This window comes from Limimaricola soesokkakensis, assembly GCF_900172345.1.
In the GTDB taxonomy this organism is placed as follows: Bacteria; Pseudomonadota; Alphaproteobacteria; order Rhodobacterales; family Rhodobacteraceae; genus Limimaricola; species Limimaricola soesokkakensis.
Window position 1 is genome coordinate 314,834 of the sequence record NZ_FWFY01000003.1, and the last position, 20,969, is coordinate 335,802.

Sequence of the window (20,969 nt, forward strand, 5' to 3'; positions counted from 1 at the left end):
GGCGCGGCGTCAACCGAAGATCGCCCCGCGGCGCCCCTGTGAGCGCTGCCGTTAGCGCCAGAGGGCGAGCCAGTGGACCAGATCGAGCCCGGCGCGCGCCAGCACCAGCGCCGCGCGCCCGTCGAGCCAGTAGTGATCCGCCGCCAGCGCCGCTAGGATCAGGCCGAACAGGGAGAGGGCGAAGGAGGTGCTCATGCGCGCAAGTCTAGACCGCGAAGCAGGGGAGGCGCAGCGGACCGCGTCGCCGTCATTGCGGCTGGACGACTGGCTGTTGCTGATCGGCCGCCTGCTGCTGGCGGTTCTGTTTCTCGGCGGCGCGGCGCAGAAGGCCTTCGACCCCGGCGAGGTGATCGGGCTGCTGGTGGGTTGGCACCTGCCGAGCCTGCTGGTCTGGCCGGCGCTGGCCTACAACGCCGCCGCCGGGCTGGCGCTGGTCTTCGGCGTGGCGGTACGGCCGGTGGCGTTGTCGCTCGGGCTCTATTGCGGGCTGACCTCGGCGTTCCACTTCCTGCCCGACGACCCGTGGCAGATGACGATCTTCGTCAAGAACTGGGCGATCGCGGGCGGCTGTCTGGCGCTGGCGGTCGCCGGGGCCGGGCGGATCGCGGTGCGGCTCGACTGAACGCCGCCTGCCAAAGGCGAAGGGCGGCCCGAAGGCCGCCCCCATGTTTCGTGCCATACCGTGTCGGCGTCAGAGCAGCGCCTTGACCCTCTCGGCCACGGCCTGCGCCGTGATGCCGAACTTCTCGTAGAGAGTCTCGGCCGGGGCGGAGGCGCCGAAGCCCTCCATGCCGACGAAGCCCGCCTTGGCCTCGCGGCCGCGCTCGCCCAGAAGCCAGCGGTCCCAGCTCTGGCGCACGCCCGCCTCAATGGCGACGCGCACCGGGCCCGCGGGCAGCACGCGCTTGCGATAGGCCTCGTCCTGCGCCGCGAACAGCTCCATGCAGGGCACGGAGACCACGCGGGTGCCGATGCCCTCGGCCTCGAGGATGTCGCGCGCCGCAACCGCGATCTCGACCTCGGAGCCCGAGGCCATGATGATCGCACGGCGCTTCTCGCCAGCCTCGCGCAGCACGTAGGCGCCTTGCTCGGTCAGGTTCTTGGTCTTGTGCTCGTTGCGCACCGGGGCGAGGTTCTGACGGCTCAGCGCCAGCACCGAGGGGCGGTCGGAGGTCGACAGCGCGATCTCCCAGGCCTCGGCGGTCTCGATCGTGTCGGCGGGGCGGAACACGTAGGTGTTCGGCGTCGCGCGTAGCATCGACAGGTGCTCGACCGGCTGGTGGGTCGGGCCGTCCTCGCCCAGACCGATGCTGTCATGGGTCATCACGTAGACCACCGGCTGGTGCATCAGCGCCGAGAGGCGCATCGCGCCGCGCGCGTAGTCGGTGAAGGCCATGAAGGTGCCGCCATAGGGGCGCAGGCCGCCATGCAGCGCGATGCCGTTCATCGCCGCCGCCATGCCATGCTCGCGGATGCCGTAATGGATATAGCGGCCCGAGCGGTTCTCCGGCGAGAACACTTCCATATCGCCCGAACGGGTGTTGTTCGAGCCGGTCAGGTCGGCCGAGCCGCCCACCGTCTCGGTCATCACGCCGTTGACGACGTTGAGCACCATCTCCGACGACTTGCGCGAGGCGACCGGCTTGGCGTTCTCCAGCGCGTCCTTCTTGAAGGCGCGGATCTTGGCGGACAGCGCCTTGGGGGCCTCGGCGGCGAAGGCGCGCTCGAACTCGATGCGCTTGCGCTCGGACAGCGCGTCGAAGCGCTCGCGCCATTCCTCATGGGCCTTGGCGCCGCGCGCGCCCATCGCTTCCCATTGCGCCTTGACATCGGCGGGGATCTCGAAGGGCCCGTGCTCCCAGCCATAGGCGGCCTTGGTGTCGGCGATCAGCTTCTCGTCGGTCAGCGCGCCATGGCCCTTGGCCGTGTCCTGCGCCGAGGAGCCCAGAGCGATATGCGTCTTGCAGGCGATCATCGAGGGGCGCGGATCGGCCTTGGCGGCCTCGATCGCGGCGTCGATCGCCTCAGGGTCGTGCCCGTCGATCGACTGCACGTGCCAGCCCGAGGCCTCGAAGCGCTTGGCCTGGTCGGTGACGTCGGCGAGCGAGACCTTGCCGTCGATGGTGATGCCGTTGTCGTCGAAGAACACGACGAGCTTCGACAGCTTCTGCATGCCTGCGAGCGCGATCGCCTCCTGGCTCACGCCCTCCATCAGGCAGCCGTCGCCGGCCATCACCCAGGTGTAGTGATCGACGATCTTCGGGCCGTACTTGGCGCGCAGCATCTCCTCGGCGATGGCGAAGCCCACCGAGTTGGCGATGCCCTGGCCGAGCGGGCCGGTGGTGGTCTCGACCGCGTCGAGATACTCGCTCTCGGGGTGACCGGCGGTCTTCGAGCCCCACTGGCGGAAATTCTTGATCTCCTCGAGCGGTACTTCCTCGTAGCCGGTCAGGTGCAGCACCGAGTAGAGGAGCATCGAGCCGTGGCCCACCGACAGGATGAAGCGGTCGCGATCGGCCCATTTCGGCGCCTTGGGATCGAACTTCAGGTGCTTCTCGAACAGCACCGTCGCGACGTCGGCCATGCCCATCGGCATGCCGGAATGGCCCGAATTGGCCGCAGCCACGGCGTCGAGGGTCAGCGTACGGATGGCCGCAGCCTTCCTCCAATGCTCGGGATGCTTGTCGCGCAGGGCGGCGATGTCCATGGGTGTCCTCCGGTTGGTCGAGGCAGCCGCGGCGCGGCCCCCCTTGTCGCGCACGGTATTGACAGGCGGCGCGGGCGAGTTCAAGCGGACGGGCGGCGCCTTGCGGCCCGCCGCCGGCGTTTGCGGGGGGCGGGAGCGTGGTCTAGGTTTTTCCGAAGCCCCGTGCGATTCGGACCGCGTTCGCGGCGACCGATACGGGACCGGGGCAGGGCAGGCAGGGGCACGATGACCGACATCACCGAATTGGAGAGCCGCCTCTCGGCGGCGCTGGACCGGATCGGCCAGGGGCTCGACCGTATCGAGAGCGGGCCGCGCGGCGACGATGAGGGCCTTGGCGCCGAACTCAGCGCCCAGCAGCAGGCCAATGCCGAGCTCGAGGGCCGGTTGAAGGCGCTGCGCGAGGAGCAGGATGGCCGGCTCGCGGCCTTCGAGGCGCGGATCGAGGCGCAGAACGCCCAGATGGCCGATCTCGACGGGCAGCTTCAGGCGCTGCGCCGCTCCAACGCCGAACTGCGCGAGGTGGCGGGCGAGCTGCGCGAGGCGATGGAGGCCGAGCTGGCCGATCCCGAGCTGATCGACCGCGCCATGGCCGCCGAACTGGGCGCGCTGCGGGCCGAGCGCGACGCCGAAGTGGCAGAGCTCGACGCGGTGCTGTCCGAACTGAAACCGCTGGTCGAGGAGCGCGACTGATGCCGCAGGTCGAAATCACCATCGGCGGGCGCGAATTCGTCGTCGCCTGCCAGTCGGGCGAGGAGCCCTATCTGCAGGCCGCCGCGCGGCTTCTGGACGAGGAGGCCTCGGGCCTCGCCCAGCAGTCCGGGCGGATGCCCGAGAGCAAGATGCTGCTGATGGCCGGGCTGATGCTCGCCGACCGGGCCGCGGGGCTCGAGGACCGGCTGCGCCAGACCGAAAGCTATGCAGGTCAGGTCGAGAAGCGGCTGAGCCAGACCGAGGCGGCGCTGAACAAGGCGCGCACCGATCCCCAGAAGGTTGAGGTTGAGGTGCCGGTGATCCCGCATGGCCTGATCGAGATGCTGGCCGAGATGACGGCGCGCGCCGAGGCGCTGGCAGAGCGGGTCGAGAAGGCGGGCGTCTGAGGCCATGCGCCTCAGGCTAGCCCGCGCGGCGGACCGGGATCGGATCGATGAGATCGTCACATCCGCTTACGCTCCCTATATCCCGCTGATCGGTCATGCGCCCGCGCCGATGCACGCCGATTACGGTGCGCTGATCGCGGCGGGGGTGGTGCATTTGCCGGACGAGTCAGGTCCGAGCGCGGCGCTGATGGTGCTGCTGCCGCAGCCCGATCACCTTCTGCTCGACAACATAGCCGTGCATGCAGACGCACAGGGGCGCGGGCTGGGCCGGGCGTTGCTCGGCGCCGCCGAGAACATGGCACGGCAGGCCGGGCTGCCAGAGATCCGGCTCTATACCAACGCGGCGATGCAACGAAACCTGCGGATCTATGCCATGGCCGGATACAAAGAGACCCGGCGGGCCCATGAGCAGGGCTTCCACCGGGTCTTCATGTCAAAGCGCTTGTCTTAAGCGCCCTTGGCTCAGCCCTTGTTGGCTTCGCGGATCTTCTCGGCGGCGTCGCGGTCGAAGGCTACGCCGTTCTTCTCGAACAGCTGGTCCAGCTCGCCCGAGAGCGTCATCTCGGTGATGATGTCGCAGCCGCCGATGAATTCGCCCTTCACGTAGAGCTGCGGGATCGTCGGCCAGTCGGAGTAATCCTTGACGCCCTGACGGATGTCGTTGTCCTCGAGCACATTCACATCGCGAAACTCGAGGTTCATGAAGTTCAGTACCCCGGCGACGCGGCTGGAGAAGCCGCATTGCGGCATGGTCTTGGTGCCCTTCATGAAGAGCACCACGTCGTTCGATTTGACGATCTCGTCGATGCGGGCCTTGGCGTCGGTCGCGTTGTCCTGCGCGGTCATATGCGTGTCCTTTGCGGGAATGGGGGTCAGTCGGGCGCCTTGGTGGTCAGCGCCAGCGCGTGCAGATCGCCCGCAGGCCCGTCCATCCGGCCCTTGAGCGCGGCGTAGACGGCGCGCTGCTGCTGCACCCGGTTCAGGCCGCGGAAGCTCTCGTCGATCACCTCGGCGGCGTAATGATTGCCGTCTCCGGCGAGGTCGGTGATGGAGATCTTCGCCTCGGGAAAGGTCTCTCGCAGGAGATCCTCGATTTCCTGTGCGCTCATCGCCATATCTGTCTTCCTCGCCTGTTCATGTCGCTTCAGATGTAGGCGGCGCTCCGGCAGCACGCAAGGCCGCCGCCGGGGCAGGGGGAGGCCGCGCCTCAGACCGCCAGCTCGGCCTCGGCCGCCGGAATGTGCAGCGCGGTCTCGAACGCGGTGCGGTAGAGCGTCGAGAGCTCCGACAGCGGCGCGGTGGCACCGCCGAGGCTCACCGTCGTACCGCCGAAGCGGCCGACCCGCGCCAGCGCGATCCCGGCGGAGCCGGCGGCGGCCTCCAGCGCCGCGGCGCTGTCCTCGTCGGCGGCGATCAAGTAGCGGCCCTGATCCTCGCCGAACAGCGCCGCCGTGCCGGTGACGCCGATCTCGACACCCAGGCCCGCGCCCTCGGCCATCTCGAAGGCAGCCAGCGCCAGCCCGCCATCCGAAAGGTCGGTGCAGGCGCGAATGAGCGCGTGGTTGTCGCGCACGAAGAGGCCATGCGCCTTCTCGGTCGCCAGATCGACATGCGGCGCATCGCCCTCGTCGCGGCCCAGCATCTCCCACAGCAGCGCCGAGCGGCCGAGATGCCCCTCGGTGGTGCCCAGAACCAGCGCCACGTCGCCCTCGCGCGGCTGCGTGCCGATGGCGCGGTCGGCGGTCTCGATCAGCCCGACGCCGCCGATGGTCGGCGTCGGCAGGATGCCGGTGCCGTCGGTTTCGTTATAGAGCGAGACGTTGCCTGACACGATCGGGAAGTCGAGCGCTTCGCAGGCCTCGCCGATGCCCTTGATGGCGCCGACGAGCTGGCCCATGATCTCGGGCTTTTCGGGGTTGCCGAAGTTGAGGTTGTCGGTCGCGGCGAGCGGCTTGGCGCCGGTGGCGATCAGGTTGCGCCATGCCTCGGCCACCGCCTGCTTGCCGCCTTGATAGGGGTTCGCCTTGACGTAGCGCGGCGTCACGTCGGAGGTGAAGGCCAGCGTCTTGTCGGTGCCATGCACCCGCACGAGGCCCGAGCCCGCGCCCGGCGCGCGCGCCGTGTCACCCATCACCATGTGGTCGTATTGCTCCCAGACCCAAGCCTTGTGCGCGTGGTTCGGCGAGCCGATCAACGCGCGCAGCCCCTCGATCGCATTGACCTCATCGACCAGCGGCAGCGGCGCGGGCGCGGGCGTCTCGACCCACGGGCGATCATATTCCGGCGCGGTGCCCGAGAGCGCCTTGAGCGGCAGGTCGGCCTTGGTCTCGCCCTCGTGGATGATCAGGAAGCGGTCCTCGGGGATCGTCTCGCCGACGATGGCGAAGTCGAGGTCCCACTTGTCGAAGATCGCGCGGGCCACGGTCTCCTTCTCGGGGCGCAGCACCATGAGCATCCGCTCCTGGCTCTCCGAGAGCATCATCTCGTAGGCGGTCATCGCCTTTTCGCGGCAGGGCACGCGGTCGAGGTCGAGCCGGATCCCGAGATTGCCCTTGTCGCCCATCTCCACGGCCGAGCAGGTGAGACCGGCCGCGCCCATATCCTGGATCGAGATCACCGCGCCCGAGGCCATCAGTTCGAGGCAGGCCTCCATCAGGCGCTTTTCGGTGAAGGGATCGCCGACCTGCACGGTCGGGCGCTTGTCCTCGATCGTGTCGTCGAACTCGGCCGAGGCCATGGTCGCGCCGCCGACGCCGTCGCGGCCCGTCTTCGCGCCGAGATAGACCACCGGCATGCCGACGCCCGAGGCCGCCGAGTAGAAGATCGCGTCCGCATCGGCGAGGCCGGCGGCGAAGGCGTTGACGAGGCAGTTGCCGTTGTAGCTGGGGTGGAACCGCACCTCGCCGCCGACATTGGGCACGCCGAAGCAGTTGCCGTAGCCGCCGACGCCCGACACCACGCCCGAGACGAGGCGGCGGGTCTTGGGGTGCTCGATCTCGCCGAAGCTGAGCGCGTTCATCGCGGCGATCGGGCGTGCGCCCATGGTGAAGACGTCGCGCAGGATGCCGCCGACGCCGGTCGCGGCCCCTTGGTAGGGCTCGATATAGGAGGGATGGTTGTGGCTCTCCATCTTGAAGACCACCGCCTGGCCGTCGCCGATATCCACGACGCCCGCATTCTCGCCGGGACCGCAGATCACCTGCGGACCCTCGGTCGGCAGCGTCCGCAGCCATTTCTTCGAGGATTTGTAGGAGCAGTGCTCGTTCCACATGGCCGAGAAGATGCCGAGCTCGGTGAAGCTCGGCTCGCGGCCGATGATCTCGAGGATGCGCGCGTATTCGTCGGGCTTGAGCCCGTGCGCGGCGATGAGGTCGTCGGTGATCTGGGGGTCGGACATGCGGGCGCTCTCCTGCTGGTCGCGCGCGTCATACAATCGGGACGCCGCAGGGGAAAGCGGGTTTCGACGACTGGGAATTCAGGCGGCAGAGGTCGCACCGGCCCGCCCCGCGGTCCATTCGCGCGCGAGGAACATGTCGACCAGGACGCCGTCGACATTCGGCCGCAAGGTGGCAATGGGTGGCCCATAGGCCGAAGTGCAGCAGATTTCTTCCACCATGGGACAGGTCGCCGGGCCAGTCGACGCCTCCGGGGCAGGCTGGTGCAGCGCGGTGGGAGAGTTGAGTGCGGGCTGGCTCAGCGCTCTTCGCAAAAGCGCAGACGGTTCGAGAAGGGGTCGATCACGATCATCTCGTCGCCCCATGGCCGCGTCTCGATCTCCGGGCGGGCGTTGGGGTGCCGCTTGGCATGCAGGCTGTCCCTGAAGGCGCTCAGTCCCTCGACCGGTAGGTAGGCCGCGGCGCCGGGGCTGGCATCGCCATGATGACCGCTCAGATGCAACACCGCCCCGCCGCGCGCGATCTCGGCATAAAGCGGTTTGTTCGGGGCGAAGCGATGCTCCCACTTCACGCGAAATCCGAGGAAGTCGATGTAGAAGCTGCGGGCCAGCGCCTCGTCGAAGATTCGGAAGATCGGCACCGGCATCGCAAATTTTGGCGGCTGGGAAAGGGGATCGAAGCTTCGCATCCTGCCACCCTCCGGCTGTGACGCCGACAGGGTGCCCCCGCCTCCTGCCGCGAACAAGACAAAAGAGGCAAAAAAAAGCCGGGCACTCAGGCCCGGCAAGTCCAACAGGGAGGTATGAAGCGATGCGCCGCAAAGCAGCATCGGCTTCGAAAGCTGAAATATATAGCGGTTAGTGAACGATCAAGTTCAAAACCCCTGCCATAGCGGCAAGGCCGTCATGCGCCCAGCGCATGACTATCTATTGGGCAGTCGCGGTGGAAATGCCTAATCGCCGAGCTGTTCGCGAAGTTTGCGGCGATGCGCCTGCACCTCTTCCTGCACGAAATCGCGGAAGGCGGCGACGCGCTTGGACTGCCGCAGCTCCTCCGGATAGGCGAGGAAGACCGGCACCTCGCCGGACTCCAGATCGGGCAGCACCCGCTGCAGCGACGGGAAATGCTGCGGCAGGTAGTCGGGCAGCACGCCGACACCGAGATCGTTGAGCACCGCTTGTAGCACGCCGAAGTAATTGTTCACCGTCAGCAGCGAGGGGATATTGTAGCTCAGCAGATCCTGCACCATCGCCGCCCCGGCCGAAACCTGCGCCGAGCTGGGGTTCTGGCAGATCAGGCGGTGGTTCTCGAAATCCTCGAGCTTTTCCAGCGGACCGGCGCGGTCGAGATAGCTCTGCGTCGCGTAGAGCCGCATCTTCACGTTCATCAGCCGCTTGCGGATCAGGTCGGCCTGGCTCGGCTCCTTCATCCGGATCGCCACATCGGCCTCGCGCATCGGCAGGTCGAGCACGCGTTCCTCGAGGATCAGGTCGATCTTGAGGTTGGGATAGGCCTCGTAGAGCTTGCGCATCCGGGGCGCCAGCCACAGCGTGCCGAAGCCGATCGGTGTGGTCACCCGCAGCTCGCCGAACACCTCCTCCTCGCTGTCGCGAATCCGCGCCGAGGCGGCCTCGAGCCGCTTGTTCATGGCGCGGGTCGCGTCGAACAGCAGCTCGCCCTGCTCGGTGAGGATCAGCCCGCGCGCGTGGCGGTGGAACAGCGTCGTATTGAGCTGCTCCTCCAGCGCCCGGATTTGCCGGCTCACCGCCGACTGGCTCAGATGCAGCGAATCGCCGGCGTGGGTGAGGCTCCCCGCATCCGCCACCGCATGGAATATCCGCAGCTTGTCCCAGTCCATCGCCTATCCGTCCTGCCGTGTTCGTTGCGCCCGGCCATCTATGGCGCGGCGCGGTTCCTGCAAAGCGCCTGCGCGAAAATTCGCGCCGATGCGAGCGGAACCGGGCGCAGCATAGCGGGGAATTGAAAGATTTGTTGAATTTCTGGGCCCGAATGCCGGAACGTCGCAGTCCGCTGCCGCAATTCCTTGTGTCATCTGCCCGTCATGCACCGCTGCGACCCTTCCTGCGCCAAGGCGCGGAAAGGATTTGGCCATGCGACATGACCTGCTGGCCCGGGAGATCAGCTATGCCGGCAGCGCGCGCAGCCGCGGGGGGCGAGCCCTGATCCGCGTGATGGAAGCGGCCTCCGGCCGCCACAGGCTGATCCGCCGGGCGCGCGGCTACGAAGCCGATCTCGCCGCCGGAGAGGACGTCTGGAGCGTCATGGCGCGCCGCTACGGGCTGGCGCTTGAGGTAACCCGGGGCGCGCTCGAAACGATCCCGGCGCAGGGTCCGGTGATCGTGGTGGCGAACCATCCCTATGGCATTCTCGACGGTCTGATGCTGGGCCACCTGATGTCGCAGCGACGCGGCGCGGAGTTCAGGATTCTCGCGCACAAGGTCTTCGGGGCCGCGCCCGAGATCGCTCGTGTCGTGCTGCCCGTCAATTTCGACGACAGTCGCACAGCGGCGCAGAAGAACCTCGCCACGCGAACGCTGGCGCTGGTGCATCTGGGCGAGAACGGCGCGGTCGGCATCTTTCCGGGCGGCACCGTCTCGACCGCGGCGAAACCCTTCGGCATCCCCGGCGACCCGGTCTGGCGCAGCTTCACCGCCAAGATGGTCGCGCGCTCCGACGCCGCAGTGGTGCCGGTGTATTTCGAGGGCGCCAACTCGCGGCTGTTCTAGGTGGCGAGCCACCTGCATTACACGCTGCGCATGGGGCTGATGCTGCGCGAATTCGGGGCGCGCACCGATACGCCGGTGCGCGTGGCGATCGGCGATCCGGTGCCGCGCGCGGCGCTCGCCTCGCGCCGCGACGACCCCAAAGCATTGATGGATTTCCTCCGCAAAGCCACGTATGAGCTGTCTCCGACGCCCCGATCCATGGTGATGGGGCACGAATTCGAGAGCAGATACAGGGTGCGCGATGGCGGTCGGGATTTTCGATAGTGGCTTGGGCGGGCTCACGGTACTGGACGCCATCGAACGGCGGCTGCCCGATCTGCCGCTCGTCTATTTCGGCGACAACGCCCATGCGCCCTACGGCGTGCGCACCGCCGACGATATCTACGAGCTGACGACGCAGGCGACCGAACGGCTGTTCGATGCGGGCTGCGATCTCGTCATCCTCGCCTGCAACACCGCCTCGGCCGCAGCGCTCCGGCGCATGCAGGAGGGCTGGGTGCCCCGGGACAAGCGGGTGCTCGGCGTCTTCGTGCCGCTGATCGAGGCGCTGACCGAGCGGCATTGGGGCGACAACTCGCCGCCCCGGGAAGTCGGCGTGAAGCATGTCGCGCTCTTCGCCACCCCCGCCACGGTGAGAAGCCGCGCCTTCCAGCGCGAGCTGGCCTTCCGCGCCATCGGCGTCGATGTCGAGGCGCAGGCCTGCGGCGGCGTGGTCGACGCGATCGAGGAGGGCGACATGATCCTCGCCGAGGCGCTGGTGCGCTCCCATGTCGACGCGCTCAAGCGCAAGATGCCCGAGCCCGACGCCGCCGTTCTCGGCTGCACCCATTACCCGTTGATGGAAGAGGTGTTCCAGGACGCGCTGGGTCCGCAGGTCAAGGTGTTCAGCCAGGCCAACCTCGTGGCCGAAAGCCTTGCCGACTATCTGCAGCGTCGTCCCGAGATGAAGGGCCCGGGCACCGAGAGCCTGTTCCTGACCACCGGCAGCCCGAAGAACGTGTCGAACCGCGCCACGCAGTTCCTGCGCCGCAAGATCGAGTTCATCCCGGCCTGATCGTTGTCCCAGGCGCGCCGCGCCCCTACCTGTCTTTCGACGAGGACCAACCCATGACCCATTCCGCCGCCATTCTCGGAGCCTCCGGATATACGGGGGCCGAGCTTGTCCGACTGATCGCCACCCATCCGGGGATCGAGATCGCAGCGCTGTCGGGCGACCGCAAGGCCGGCATGGCGATGGGCGAGGTGTTCCCGCATTTGGGGCATCTGGAGCTGCCGAAGCTCTGCACCATCGACGAGATCGATTTCTCGGCCATCGACATCGCCTTCTGCGCGCTGCCGCATGCGATGAGCCAGGCGGTGATCGCGGATCTGCCCAAGGATCTGAAGATCGTCGACCTCTCGGCCGATTTCCGTCTCAGGAACGATGGCGAATACGAGAAGTGGTACGGCAAGCCGCATGCCGCGATGGAGCTGCAGGCCGAGGCCGTCTATGGTCTGACCGAGTTCTACCGTGAGGAGATCCGCACGGCGCGGCTCGTCGCCGGGACGGGGTGCAACGCCGCCACCGTGCAGTTCGCTCTGCGGCCGTTGATCGAGAAGGGTCTGATCGATCTCGACGACATCGTCTGCGACCTGAAGAACGGCGTCTCGGGCGCCGGCCGCTCGCTCAAGGAGAACATGCTCTTCGCGGAACGCTCCGAGGACGTGCTGGCCTATTCCGCCGGTGGCACGCATCGGCATCTGGGCGAGTTCGACCAGGAGTTCTCCCAAATCGCCGGGCGCGAGGTACGCATCCTCTTCACCCCACATCTGGTCCCCGTGAACCGCGGCATCCTCGCCTCGTGCTACGTGAAGGGCGACCCGCAAGCGGTCCACGAGGCGCTGCGATCGCGCTACGCCAACGAGCCGTTCCTGCGGGTGCTGCCCTTCGGCAAGCTGCCGGGGATGAGCCATGTGCAGGGTTCGAACTTCTGCCATCTGGGCGTGGCGGGCGACCGGGTGTCGGGCCGTGCGCTGGTGGTCTCGACCCTCGACAATCTGTGCAAGGGGTCTTCGGGCCAGGCGTTGCAGAACGCCAACCTGATGCTGGGCCTGCCCGAAACGGAGGGGCTGATGCTGGCCCCGGTCTTTCCCTGATGCGCGGGCTCAAGAAAACCCGGAGGATTCAGGTCCTCATCCTCGCGGCAGTGGCGCTGGCGCTGGCCACCGGCATCATCGGTTACGCGATGCGCGACGGGATCAGCTTCTTCCGTTCGCCCGCGCAGGTGCTGGCCGAGCCGCCCTCGCCGAACGAGGTGTTCCGCCTCGGCGGTCTGGTCGAAGAGGGCACGCTCTCGCGCGGTCAGGGCGAGACGGTGACCTTCTCGGTGACCGATGGCGCGGCCTCGGTGCCGGTCGCCTATACCGGCATCCTGCCGGACCTGTTCGAAGAGGGGCAGGGCATGGTCGGGCAGGGCCGCTGGACCGGTGAGCACTTCGAGGCGATCGAGATCCTCGCCAAGCATGACGAGAGCTACATGCCCAAGGAAGTGATCGACGCGCTGGAGGAGCAGGGCGTCTACAAGGCACCGAACGCCGCGTCGCCGTCGAATTAACGAAGCGGCGGCATTCTCCCATCCGGGGTCACGGAGGGGTGCGGAATGAAGAGCGTGGAACAGATCGCGGCGGAGATCGTCGCGCGGGAAGGCGGCTATGTCGACGACCCGGACGATCCGGGTGGTGCGACGAATTACGGCGTCACTATCGGCACGCTGCGCAGGCTCGGCCGCGATCTCGATGGCGACGGCGTGGTCACCAAGGCCGATCTGAAGCGGCTCACCGCCGGGCAGGCGGCCGAAATCTTCATCGAGCATTACTTCAGGCGACCGCGCATCGACGCGCTGCCCGAGAGCCTGCACGCTTCGGTCTTCGACATGTATGTCAATTCGGGCGCCAATGCGGTGAAGATCCTGCAGCGCCTGCTGGTGGCGATGCGTATCCCCGTCGCCATCGACGGCATCATCGGCCCGCAGACCATCGCCGCCGCGGGCCGGGCGCAGGCGGCCGCGCCCGATCATCTCGCCGACGCCTATGGCATCGCCCGGCGCAACTACTACTACGCATTGGCGGATCGTCGTCCGGCGAGCCGCAAATACGCGCGCCGCCGCGATGGCGGCAAGGGCGGCTGGATCCGCCGCGCCGAGGAGTTCATTTCGCCGCGCTATCACCTGAGCGAGGCGCAACATCGCGAAAGGGTGGCAACATGGGGCTGATCGGTGGGTTGCTGACGACGCTGTTCGGCGCGCGCCGCAACGTCGTGGTCGAGACGGTCGAGGCGTTTCGCGAGAATGCCGAGGCCGGGGCCGGGCGCGCCTCGGACCACCGCGCGGCGGTGCTGGCGCAGTTCGCTGCCGAGATGGCGCGAGAGCGGCGCGGCGGCTGGGATCGCTTCATCGACGGTCTGAACCGGCTGCCGCGCCCGGCCATGGCCTTCGGCACGCTGGGCCTCATCGGGGCCGCCATGGCCGACCCGGTCTGGTTCATGGCGCGAATGGAAGGGCTGGCGCTGGTGCCCGAGCCGCTGTGGTGGCTGATGGGGGCGATCGTCAGCTTCTATTTCGGGGCACGGATGCAGGCGCATGGCCAGAGCTTCGAGCGCGAGATGGTCGAGGCGCTCGGGCGGATGCGCGCCCACCGGTCCGGCTCGATCCCGGGGCCCGCGCCCGCGCCGGCAGCCTTGCCATCGCCGCGCGCGACCGGCCCGGATGCCCCTTGGGCGCCGAACGCGGCGCTCGACGACTGGATGCGCACGCAGCCGTGACCGGCTTTCCCGCGGGGGAGCGACGATCCGTCCCGCCCCCGAGATAGCGCCGGAAGGGCGGATCGGGTAGAACCGAAGCATGCTGATCGAACTCGGACATTTCGCCCTGATTCTGGCCTTTGCCACCGCCATCGTGCAGATGGTGGTGCCGCTGGTCGGCGCGCAGAAGGGCTGGCGCGGCTGGATGGGCGTGGCCGAGCCCGCCGCCACCGCGCAATTCGCGCTCACCGCCTTCGCCTTCGGGGCACTGACGGTGGCTTTCGTCACCTCGGATTTCTCGGTGGCCTTGGTCGTCGCCAACTCGCATTCATTGAAGCCGATGATCTACAAGATCAGCGGCGTCTGGGGCAATCACGAGGGGTCGCTGCTGCTGTGGCTGCTGATCCTGTCGGGATTCGGCGCCTGCGCGGCGTGGTTCGGCGGCAACCTGCCCGAGACGCTGCGCGCCCGGGTGCTGGCGGTGCAGGCCTCGATCGGCGTCGCCTTCGGCGCCTTCCTGCTGTTCACCTCGAACCCGTTCCTGCGGATGGCGGTCCCGCCCTTCGACGGGCAGGATCTGAACCCGCTGCTGCAGGACCCCGGCCTCGCCTTCCACCCGCCGTTTCTCTATCTCGGCTATGTCGGCCTCTCGATGTCGTTCTCGTTCGCCGTCGCGGCGCTGATCGAGGGACGGGTCGACGCCGCATGGGCGCGCTGGGTCCGGCCCTGGACACTGGCGGCCTGGCTGTTCCTGACCATCGGCATCGCGCTGGGCTCTTGGTGGGCCTATTACGAACTGGGCTGGGGCGGCTTCTGGTTCTGGGACCCGGTCGAGAACGCGTCCTTCATGCCGTGGCTCTTCGCCGCCGCGCTGCTGCATTCGGCCATCGTCACCGAGAAGCGCGAGGCGCTGAAGAGCTGGACCGTGCTGCTCGCGATCCTCGCCTTCAGCTTCTCGCTCCTTGGCACCTTCATCGTCCGGTCGGGCGTGCTGACGAGCGTCCACGCCTTCGCCAATGACCCCGAGCGCGGCGTCTTCATCTTGATGATCCTCGGCGTCTTTACCGGCGGCGCGCTGACGCTCTACGCGGCGCGGGCGCATGCGATGGAGGCCAAGGGCGTGTTCGGGCTGGTGAGCCGCGAGAGCGCGCTGGTGGCCAACAACGTGCTGCTCGCGGTGGCGGCGATGGTGGTCTTCGTCGGCACGCTCTGGCCGCTGATTGCCGAGATGGCGTTCGGGCGCGTGCTGTCGGTCGGCCCGCCCTTTTTCGACGCGGCCTTCACGCCGTTCTTCGTAGCGCTGGCGCTGCTGCTGCCGCCCGGCACGCTGTTCGCGTGGAAGCGCGCGCAGGGCGCGCGCGTGCTGCGGCAACTCTGGCCCGCGCTGACGCTGGCGAGCGCGCTGCTGCTTCTGGGCTATGCGCTGGGCTCGGGGCGCTCGGCACTGGGGCCGCTCGGTCTGGCGTTGGGCGGCTGGGTGGTCGGCGGCGCAGGCGTCGATCTCTGGGCGCGTTCGGGTCGCGGTTCGGTCGCCGCACGGCTCCACCGCCTGCGCCGCCTGCCGCGCGCCGATTGGGGTCGCGGGCTGGCGCATGCGGGCCTGGGCGTCACCATCATCGGCATCGCCGGGCTTCTGGCGTGGGAGCGCGAGGATATCCGCGTCGCCCAGATCGGCGAAAGCTGGAGCCTGGGGCGCTACGAGATCACGCTCGACGCGGTGCGCGAGGCCGAGGGGCCGAACTATCTCACCACCATCGGCGAGATGTCAGTGCGCGCAGATGGGCGCCAGATCGCGACCCTGCTGCCCGAGAAGCGGTTCTACCCGGTGGCCGGGATGCCCACCACCGAGGCCGGGATCGATGGCGGGATCTGGCGCGACCTCTATCTCGTGATCGGCGATCCGCAGGATGGCGGCGGCTGGGCCGTGCGCAGCCATATCAAGCCGATGGCGGCATGGATCTGGGGCGGCGCGATCCTGATGGCGCTTGGCGGGGTGGTCTCGCTCACCGACCGGCGAATGCGGGTGGCGGCAGGGGCGCGGCGCGCGCCCGTGGCCACGGTGGCGGCGGAATGAAACGGCTCGCGCTCATCCTCGCGCTGGTCGCGGCGCCCGCCTTCGCGGTCGAACCCGACGAGGTGCTCGACGACCCGGCGCTCGAGGCGCGTGCCCGCGAGATCAGCGCCGGGCTGCGATGCCCGGTCTGCCGCAACGAGAGCATCGACGAGAGCAACGCCGGCGTCAGCCGCGACCTGCGGCTGATGGTGCGTGAGCGGCTGGTCGCGGGCGACAGCGACGCCGAGGTCGTACGTGCCGTGGTTGATCGCTACGGCGAGTTCGTGCTGCTCAGGCCCGATGCCAGCGGTGCCAATCTCGTGCTCTGGCTCGCCGCGCCGGGGCTCCTGCTGCTGGCGGGAGGTGTCGCCTTCGTCTCGATCCGCCGCCGCGCCTCGGGGCCGGAGGACCGGTTGACCGAGGAGGAGGAGACGCGGCTCAAGGACATCCTGAAGCCCTGACGCGCGGTTGCCCCTTTATCGCGTCGCGCGCGGCTGTAGGCTCGCGCGCAACAAGGGGAGAGCTTGCATGGACTACCAGACGATCAGCCTCGCGATCGATGACGGCGTGGCGCTGCTCACGCTCGACCGGCCGGCGGTGATGAACGCGCTCAACACGCAGATGCGCGCCGAGATCACCCATGCGCTGCGCCATCTCGACGAGAGCGCGCGGGTGCTGGTGATGACCGGGGCGGGGCGGGCCTTCTGCTCGGGCCAGGATCTGGGCGACACCGGCAACGCCAATGTCACCGATCTCGAGCGGGTGCTGCGCGACGAGTACGTGCCGATGCTGCTGGCGCTGCGCGACCTGCGAGTGCCGAGCATCGCGGCGGTGAACGGCGCGGCGGCCGGGGCCGGGGCCAATCTGGCGCTGGCCTGCGACGTGGTAATTGCCTCCGAGGCGGCGCATTTCACCCAGGCCTTCACCCGGATCGGCCTGATCCCCGATGCGGGCGGCACTTGGACCCTGCCGCGGCAGATAGGCACGGCACGGGCGATGGGGGCGATGCTCTTCGCCGACCGGATCCCGGCGCGGCAGGCGGCGGATTGGGGGATGATCTACGAGGCGGCGCCGGAGGTCGATTTCGAGGAGCGCTGGCGCGCCCGCGCGGCGCAGCTGGCGCAGGGTCCGACCGAGGCCTACCGGCAGCTGCGCGAGGCGATGCGCTCCAGCCCTGAGGCGAGTTTCGAGGAACAGCTCGCGATCGAGGCGCGCCACCAGGGCGCCTGCGGCCGCAGCCGCGACTTCAAGGAAGGGGTCGTGGCCTTCGTCGAGAAACGCGCGCCCCACTTCGAAGGGCGCTGAAGGCTCAGGCGGCGCTGCCCAGCTGCTGCGCGCGGGGCGACATCATCGGCATGATCTCGTCGAGCAGCCCGCCGAAGACCGAGCCGTCGGTCGAGGCCGTCTTGCGGGTCGGCGCCGCCGGACGCGCCGGCAGCCGGCCCTCGATCACGAAGCCCGCGCAGGCGGCGTGGTTCGCCGCCGTCGGCACCAGCTGCAGCGAAAAGGCGCGGCCCGCGAGGTCGTCGAGCGTGATGCACAGCCGGTCATGCGCCAGATGCGCGGCGGCGCTGCGCGGCGCCGGGCCGTTCTGCCGCTGGGCCCGGCCGAAATTGGCGCCGCAATCATGGCCGCGCCCGGTGTCGCCTGCGGCGCAGACCCGACCGGCCGAGAAGTGCTGGCCGCGCAGCTTGTCGCCGGTCAGGCTGAGCCCGCCCAAGAGGTCGTGATCGGCGAAGTCGAACACCAGCGTGCCGAGCCCCAGCCCGTGACCGTCCTCGTCCTGCATCTTCAGGTCGATCGTGATGCCGCCATCGGCCGTCTCGTGCAGCGCGATGCGAACCCGGACGTCCTGGCCGAATGTGGCATGGGTGCTCTCGGGGGTGGCGGTGAACTGCATCGCGATATGGGCCGACATGGGAGTATCCTTTCGCTCGATCCTGAAAACTTGAACTCGTTGAAGTGAACGCATTCTGTATCGCAACGGATTGCGGCATTGGGGTGGCACGGCTCCCGGCGTCGGGGATTTTGCCCTTTTTTTCCAATGACTTATCCCTTCGGATAGGCGCCCAACGTATAGGGGTCCTATCCGAAAGAGTCTGCATATCCGGTTTCCTCAGGAAACGGATATCTCTTTCGAGGGGGTTATTTTGGGAGGCTTGCTCGAAAGTATAGGCGTGGATCGGGACAATTCCGGGGCGCCATGAGGATTGGTTCCGGTGTCGCAATGGCGGCGACGAGCGGACCGAAGCGCCGCCGAAACATGGCGGAATCATGGCGCACATCTAGGATCCAAAACGAAAACGGGCCCGGCGATTCCGCCGGGCCCGTCCATTTAGCAGCCGAGAGCCGGGTATCAGCGCTGTTCGATATCCACGTAGTCGCGCTGCGCGGCGCCGAGATAGAGCTGGCGCGGGCGGCCGATCTTGAGCTGCGGATCGGCGAGCTGCTCTTTCCACTGCGACACCCAGCCGACGGTGCGCGCCAGCGCGAAGATCGGCGTGAACATCGAGGTCGGGAAGCCCATCGCGTCGAGGATGATGCCCGAGTAGAAATCAACGTTCGGGTAGAGCTTCTTCTCGGCGAAGTAGGGATCCTCCAGCGCCACGCGCTCGAGTTCCTTGGCGACCTGCAGCGTCGGGTTGTTCTCGATGCCCAGAAGCTCCAGCACCTCGTCGGCGCTTTCCTTCATCACCTTCGCGCGCGGGTCGAAGTTCTTGTAGACCCGGTGGCCGAAGCCCATCAGGCGGAACGGATCGTTCTTGTCCTTGGCGCGCTCGATGAACTCGGGGATGCGGTCCGGGGTGCCGATCTCGCGCAGCATCTCGAGGCAGGCCTGGTTGGCGCCGCCATGGGCGGGGCCCCAGAGGCAGGCGATGCCGGCGGCGATGCAAGCAAACGGGTTGGCGCCCGAGGAGGAGGCGAGGCGCACGGTCGAGGTCGAGGCGTTCTGCTCGTGATCGGCGTGCAGCGTGAAGATCCGGTCCATCGCGCGGGCGAGGATCGGGTTCACCTCGTATTCCTCGGCAGGGACCGAGAAGCACATGCGCAGGAAGTTCGAGGCGTAGTCGAGATCGTTGCGCGGATACACGAAGGGCTGGCCGATCGAGTACTTGTAGGCCATCGCCGCGATGGTCGGCATCTTGGCGATCAGGCGGATCGAGGCGACCTCGCGCTGATGCTCGTCATTGATGTCGGTGCTGTCGTGGTAGAAGGCCGACATCGCGCCGACCACGCCGACCATGGTGGCCATCGGATGCGCGTCGCGGCGGAAGCCGCGGAAGAAGTTGTGCATCTGCTCGTGGATCATCGTGTGACGCGTCACCAGCGTCTCGAACTCCTCGAGCTGCGCGGCCGAGGGCAGCTCGCCATAGAGCAGCAGGTAGCAGACCTCGAGATAGTGCGATTCCTTCGCCAGCTGCCCGATCGGGTAGCCGCGATGCAGCAGCACGCCCGCCTCGCCATCGATATAGGTGATGGTCGAGTCGCAGGACGCGGTCGAGGTGAAGCCCGGATCGTAGGTGAAGACGCCCGCCTGCGCATAGAGCTTGCGAATGTCGATGACCTCGGGCCCTTCGGTGGGGGCGTACATCGCCAGATCGTAGCTCTCGCCGTCGATCGTCAGCTTGGCGGTCTTAGTGGTTTCGGCCATTCAGGTCCCCTTCATGTTCCCGCCGCCGCCAGGGCGGCGCGCGACTCTGATCTCTCGATGCCGCGCTGCAACATAGCACCGGCCCTATGGCGGGCCAGTTACTCAGGCCGCCGCATCCCCGATCCGTGCGACGCTTTCGTCGCGGCCGAGCACAAGCATCATGTCGAATACGCTGGGGCTGACCATGCGCCCCGCCAGCGCCGCGCGAAGCGGCCCTGCCACCTTACCCAGACCAAGACCATGCGTCTCGGCCAAAGCTGTCACGACCCCCTCCAGCGCGTCACGCTCCCAGCTAGCAGTTTGCAGCTGCGGCGTCAATTCTGCCAGTATACCACGGGATACATCGTCGAGCGCCCTCGCTGATTTCTCGTCCGGCTCAATCGGTCGCTCTGTCAGGACGAAGTGAGCCTTTTCAATAAGTTCCGGGAGAATCTTGGCCCGATCCTTGAGATGCGGCATGGCACGCAAAATGCCGTCCCGCTGGAATTCCGTGAGGGGAAGCTGCCCGGTCGCGGCAAGGAAAGCCTCCAATTCATGCAGCAGTGCGGCATCGTCGGCGACGGCGATATGCTGGCGGCACAGGTTCTCGAGCTTCTTGGTGTCGAAGCGGGCCGGCGACTTGCCGATGCCCTTCAGGTCGAACCACTCGCGTGCCTCGGCATCCGAGAAGAACTCGGCGTCGCCATGGCTCCAGCCGAGACGGGTCAGGTAGTTGCGCATCCCCGCCGCCGGGTAGCCCATCTGCTGGTATTCGGCGGCGCCGGTGGCGCCGTGCCGCTTCGACAGCTTCTTGCCGTCGGGGCCGAAGATCAGCGGCACGTGGGCGAAGACCGGCAGGTCCCAGCCCATGGCGCGGTAGATCATCGCCTGGCGATGCGCGTTGGTCATGTGGTCGTCGCCGCGGATCACGTGGGTCACGCCCATGTCGTGATCATCGACCACCACGGCCAGCATGTAGACCGGCGAGCCGTCGGAGCGCAGCAGCACCATGTCGTCGAGCTGGTCGTTGCCGATGGTGATCTCGCCCTGCACCTCGTCGCGGATCGTGCTCGTGCCCTCGCGCGGGGCCTTGATCCGGATCACGAAGGGCGCGTCGGGATGTTCGGCCTCCGGCACGTCTCGCCAAGGCGAGCGGAACAGCGTCGAGCCACCCTCGGCGCGGGCCTGTTCACGGAACGCCTCGATCTCCTCCTGGGTGGAGAAGCACTTGTAGGCCGTGCCCTCGGCCAGCATCTGGCGGGCCACCTCGGCGTGACGCTCGGCGCCCTCGGCCTGGCTGATCGGCTCGCCGTCCCAGTCGAGACCGAGCCAGCGCAGCCCGTCGAGGATCGCCTGGGTGTTCTCGGCCGTGGAACGGGCGCGGTCGGTATCCTCGATCCGCAGCAGGAACTTGCCGCCGCGGCCGCGGGCATAGAGCCAGTTGAACAGCGCCGTGCGGGCACCGCCGATATGCAGCGCGCCGGTGGGCGAGGGGGCGAAGCGGGTGACGACCGGGGTCTGGGACATGTCGGGGATTCTTAACCTTTCGCTAAGCATGCGG

At 67.9% G+C, this 20,969-nt stretch carries 23 protein-coding genes and 1 pseudogene; 13 read left to right on the forward strand and 11 right to left on the reverse strand.

Annotated elements, in window-relative coordinates; genetic code table 11:
- Window positions 1–51 precede the first annotated feature (51 nt).
- Window positions 52–195, reverse strand: coding sequence for a hypothetical protein (locus tag LOS8367_RS19005; RefSeq protein ID WP_165761399.1), 144 nt, complete (start codon window positions 193–195; stop codon window positions 52–54).
- Here LOS8367_RS19005 and LOS8367_RS06890 point away from each other — a divergent pair.
- The gene (locus LOS8367_RS06890; protein WP_085895741.1) at window positions 194–622 is read left to right on the forward strand and encodes a DoxX family protein; all 429 of its coding nucleotides are present in this window, start codon (window positions 194–196) and stop codon (window positions 620–622) included. The two genes, LOS8367_RS19005 and LOS8367_RS06890, sit on opposite strands and share 2 nt — an antisense overlap.
- A gap of 69 nt (window positions 623–691) precedes the next feature.
- Here the strand turns inward: LOS8367_RS06890 and tkt are convergent, their stop codons facing one another.
- Window positions 692–2,707 carry a transketolase gene (tkt, locus tag LOS8367_RS06895; protein ID WP_085895742.1) on the reverse strand — a complete coding sequence of 672 codons (2,016 nt, stop codon included), beginning with the start codon at window positions 2,705–2,707 and terminating at the stop codon, window positions 692–694.
- A 225-nt stretch (window positions 2,708–2,932) separates the two neighbouring features.
- On the opposite strand from tkt, the gene LOS8367_RS06900 reads away from it, so the two are divergent.
- Genes LOS8367_RS06900 through LOS8367_RS06910 form a run of 3 tightly spaced genes read left to right on the forward strand, consistent with a single transcriptional unit; the run spans window position 2,933 to window position 4,255 of the window.
- Complete coding sequence (locus tag LOS8367_RS06900; RefSeq protein WP_085895743.1) at window positions 2,933–3,397, forward strand: hypothetical protein; 465 nt, start codon at window positions 2,933–2,935, stop codon at window positions 3,395–3,397.
- Window positions 3,397–3,804, forward strand: a complete 408-nt coding sequence (locus LOS8367_RS06905; RefSeq protein ID WP_085895744.1) for a cell division protein ZapA — start codon at window positions 3,397–3,399, stop codon at window positions 3,802–3,804. The genes LOS8367_RS06900 and LOS8367_RS06905 overlap by 1 nt, the downstream gene beginning before the upstream one ends.
- A 4-nt stretch (window positions 3,805–3,808) precedes the next feature.
- Window positions 3,809–4,255, forward strand: a complete 447-nt coding sequence (locus LOS8367_RS06910) for a GNAT family N-acetyltransferase (RefSeq protein ID WP_085895745.1) — start codon at window positions 3,809–3,811, stop codon at window positions 4,253–4,255.
- An 11-nt stretch (window positions 4,256–4,266) separates the two neighbouring features.
- Here the strand turns inward: LOS8367_RS06910 and grxD are convergent, their stop codons facing one another.
- The 6 genes from grxD to LOS8367_RS06935 form a co-directional block, all read right to left on the reverse strand.
- Window positions 4,267–4,650, reverse strand: a complete 384-nt coding sequence (grxD, locus tag LOS8367_RS06915) for a Grx4 family monothiol glutaredoxin (protein WP_085895746.1) — start codon at window positions 4,648–4,650, stop codon at window positions 4,267–4,269.
- A 26-nt stretch (window positions 4,651–4,676) separates the two neighbouring features.
- Window positions 4,677–4,919, reverse strand: a complete 243-nt coding sequence (locus LOS8367_RS06920) for a BolA/IbaG family iron-sulfur metabolism protein (protein ID WP_085895747.1) — start codon at window positions 4,917–4,919, stop codon at window positions 4,677–4,679.
- Window positions 4,920–5,011: 92 nt separating this feature from the next.
- The gene (gene purL / locus LOS8367_RS06925) at window positions 5,012–7,201 is read right to left on the reverse strand and encodes a phosphoribosylformylglycinamidine synthase subunit PurL (protein ID WP_085895748.1); all 2,190 of its coding nucleotides are present in this window, start codon (window positions 7,199–7,201) and stop codon (window positions 5,012–5,014) included.
- Window positions 7,202–7,279: 78 nt separating this feature from the next.
- Window positions 7,280–7,420: a hypothetical protein gene (locus LOS8367_RS19010; protein ID WP_165761400.1), complete on the reverse strand. Its 141-nt coding sequence runs from the start codon at window positions 7,418–7,420 to the stop codon at window positions 7,280–7,282.
- A 77-nt stretch (window positions 7,421–7,497) separates the two neighbouring features.
- The gene (locus LOS8367_RS06930) at window positions 7,498–7,845 is read right to left on the reverse strand and encodes a glyoxalase superfamily protein (RefSeq protein WP_242665524.1); all 348 of its coding nucleotides are present in this window, start codon (window positions 7,843–7,845) and stop codon (window positions 7,498–7,500) included.
- Between the two features lie 306 nt (window positions 7,846–8,151).
- Window positions 8,152–9,057 (reverse strand): LysR family transcriptional regulator, encoded by a 906-nt coding sequence (locus tag LOS8367_RS06935; protein WP_085895750.1) that lies wholly within the window; start codon window positions 9,055–9,057, stop codon window positions 8,152–8,154.
- A gap of 253 nt (window positions 9,058–9,310) precedes the next feature.
- Between LOS8367_RS06935 and LOS8367_RS06940 the strand changes: the two are divergent.
- The 9 genes and pseudogenes from LOS8367_RS06940 (at window position 9,311) to LOS8367_RS06980 (ending at window position 17,082) form a co-directional block, all read left to right on the forward strand.
- Window positions 9,311–10,210, forward strand: a pseudogene (locus tag LOS8367_RS06940) (lysophospholipid acyltransferase family protein).
- Window positions 10,188–11,000, forward strand: a complete 813-nt coding sequence (gene murI, locus LOS8367_RS06945; RefSeq protein WP_085895751.1) for a glutamate racemase — start codon at window positions 10,188–10,190, stop codon at window positions 10,998–11,000. The pseudogene LOS8367_RS06940 and the gene murI overlap by 23 nt, the downstream one beginning before the upstream one ends.
- Before the next feature lie 53 nt (window positions 11,001–11,053).
- On the forward strand, window positions 11,054–12,082 hold the full coding sequence (gene argC / locus LOS8367_RS06950; protein WP_085895752.1) for an N-acetyl-gamma-glutamyl-phosphate reductase: 1,029 nt from the start codon (window positions 11,054–11,056) through the stop codon (window positions 12,080–12,082).
- Complete coding sequence (gene ccmE / locus LOS8367_RS06955; RefSeq protein WP_085895753.1) at window positions 12,082–12,540, forward strand: cytochrome c maturation protein CcmE; 459 nt, start codon at window positions 12,082–12,084, stop codon at window positions 12,538–12,540. The genes argC and ccmE overlap by 1 nt, the downstream gene beginning before the upstream one ends.
- 45 nt (window positions 12,541–12,585) lie before the next feature.
- Complete coding sequence (locus LOS8367_RS06960; RefSeq protein WP_085895754.1) at window positions 12,586–13,197, forward strand: holin-associated N-acetylmuramidase; 612 nt, start codon at window positions 12,586–12,588, stop codon at window positions 13,195–13,197.
- A complete protein-coding gene (locus LOS8367_RS06965) occupies window positions 13,188–13,745 on the forward strand; it encodes a holin family protein (RefSeq protein ID WP_085895755.1) in 558 nt (185 codons plus the stop codon). Before LOS8367_RS06960 ends, LOS8367_RS06965 begins: the two co-directional genes overlap by 10 nt.
- A gap of 79 nt (window positions 13,746–13,824) precedes the next feature.
- A complete protein-coding gene (locus LOS8367_RS06970) occupies window positions 13,825–15,798 on the forward strand; it encodes a heme lyase CcmF/NrfE family subunit (protein ID WP_085895756.1) in 1,974 nt (657 codons plus the stop codon).
- Window positions 15,795–16,238: a cytochrome c-type biogenesis protein gene (locus LOS8367_RS06975; protein ID WP_085895757.1), complete on the forward strand. Its 444-nt coding sequence runs from the start codon at window positions 15,795–15,797 to the stop codon at window positions 16,236–16,238. Before LOS8367_RS06970 ends, LOS8367_RS06975 begins: the two co-directional genes overlap by 4 nt.
- 67 nt (window positions 16,239–16,305) lie before the next feature.
- A complete protein-coding gene (locus tag LOS8367_RS06980; protein WP_085895758.1) occupies window positions 16,306–17,082 on the forward strand; it encodes an enoyl-CoA hydratase-related protein in 777 nt (258 codons plus the stop codon).
- Window positions 17,083–17,086: 4 nt separating this feature from the next.
- Here LOS8367_RS06980 and LOS8367_RS06985 read toward each other — a convergent pair whose 3' ends face one another.
- From LOS8367_RS06985 to gltX, 3 genes are all read right to left on the reverse strand, one after another.
- Complete coding sequence (locus tag LOS8367_RS06985; protein WP_085895759.1) at window positions 17,087–17,695, reverse strand: hypothetical protein; 609 nt, start codon at window positions 17,693–17,695, stop codon at window positions 17,087–17,089.
- Between the two features lie 438 nt (window positions 17,696–18,133).
- Complete coding sequence (locus tag LOS8367_RS06990; protein ID WP_085895760.1) at window positions 18,134–19,429, reverse strand: citrate synthase; 1,296 nt, start codon at window positions 19,427–19,429, stop codon at window positions 18,134–18,136.
- A 102-nt stretch (window positions 19,430–19,531) separates the two neighbouring features.
- A complete protein-coding gene (gene gltX / locus LOS8367_RS06995) occupies window positions 19,532–20,935 on the reverse strand; it encodes a glutamate--tRNA ligase (protein WP_085895761.1) in 1,404 nt (467 codons plus the stop codon).
- Window positions 20,936–20,969: the final 34 nt, after the last annotated feature.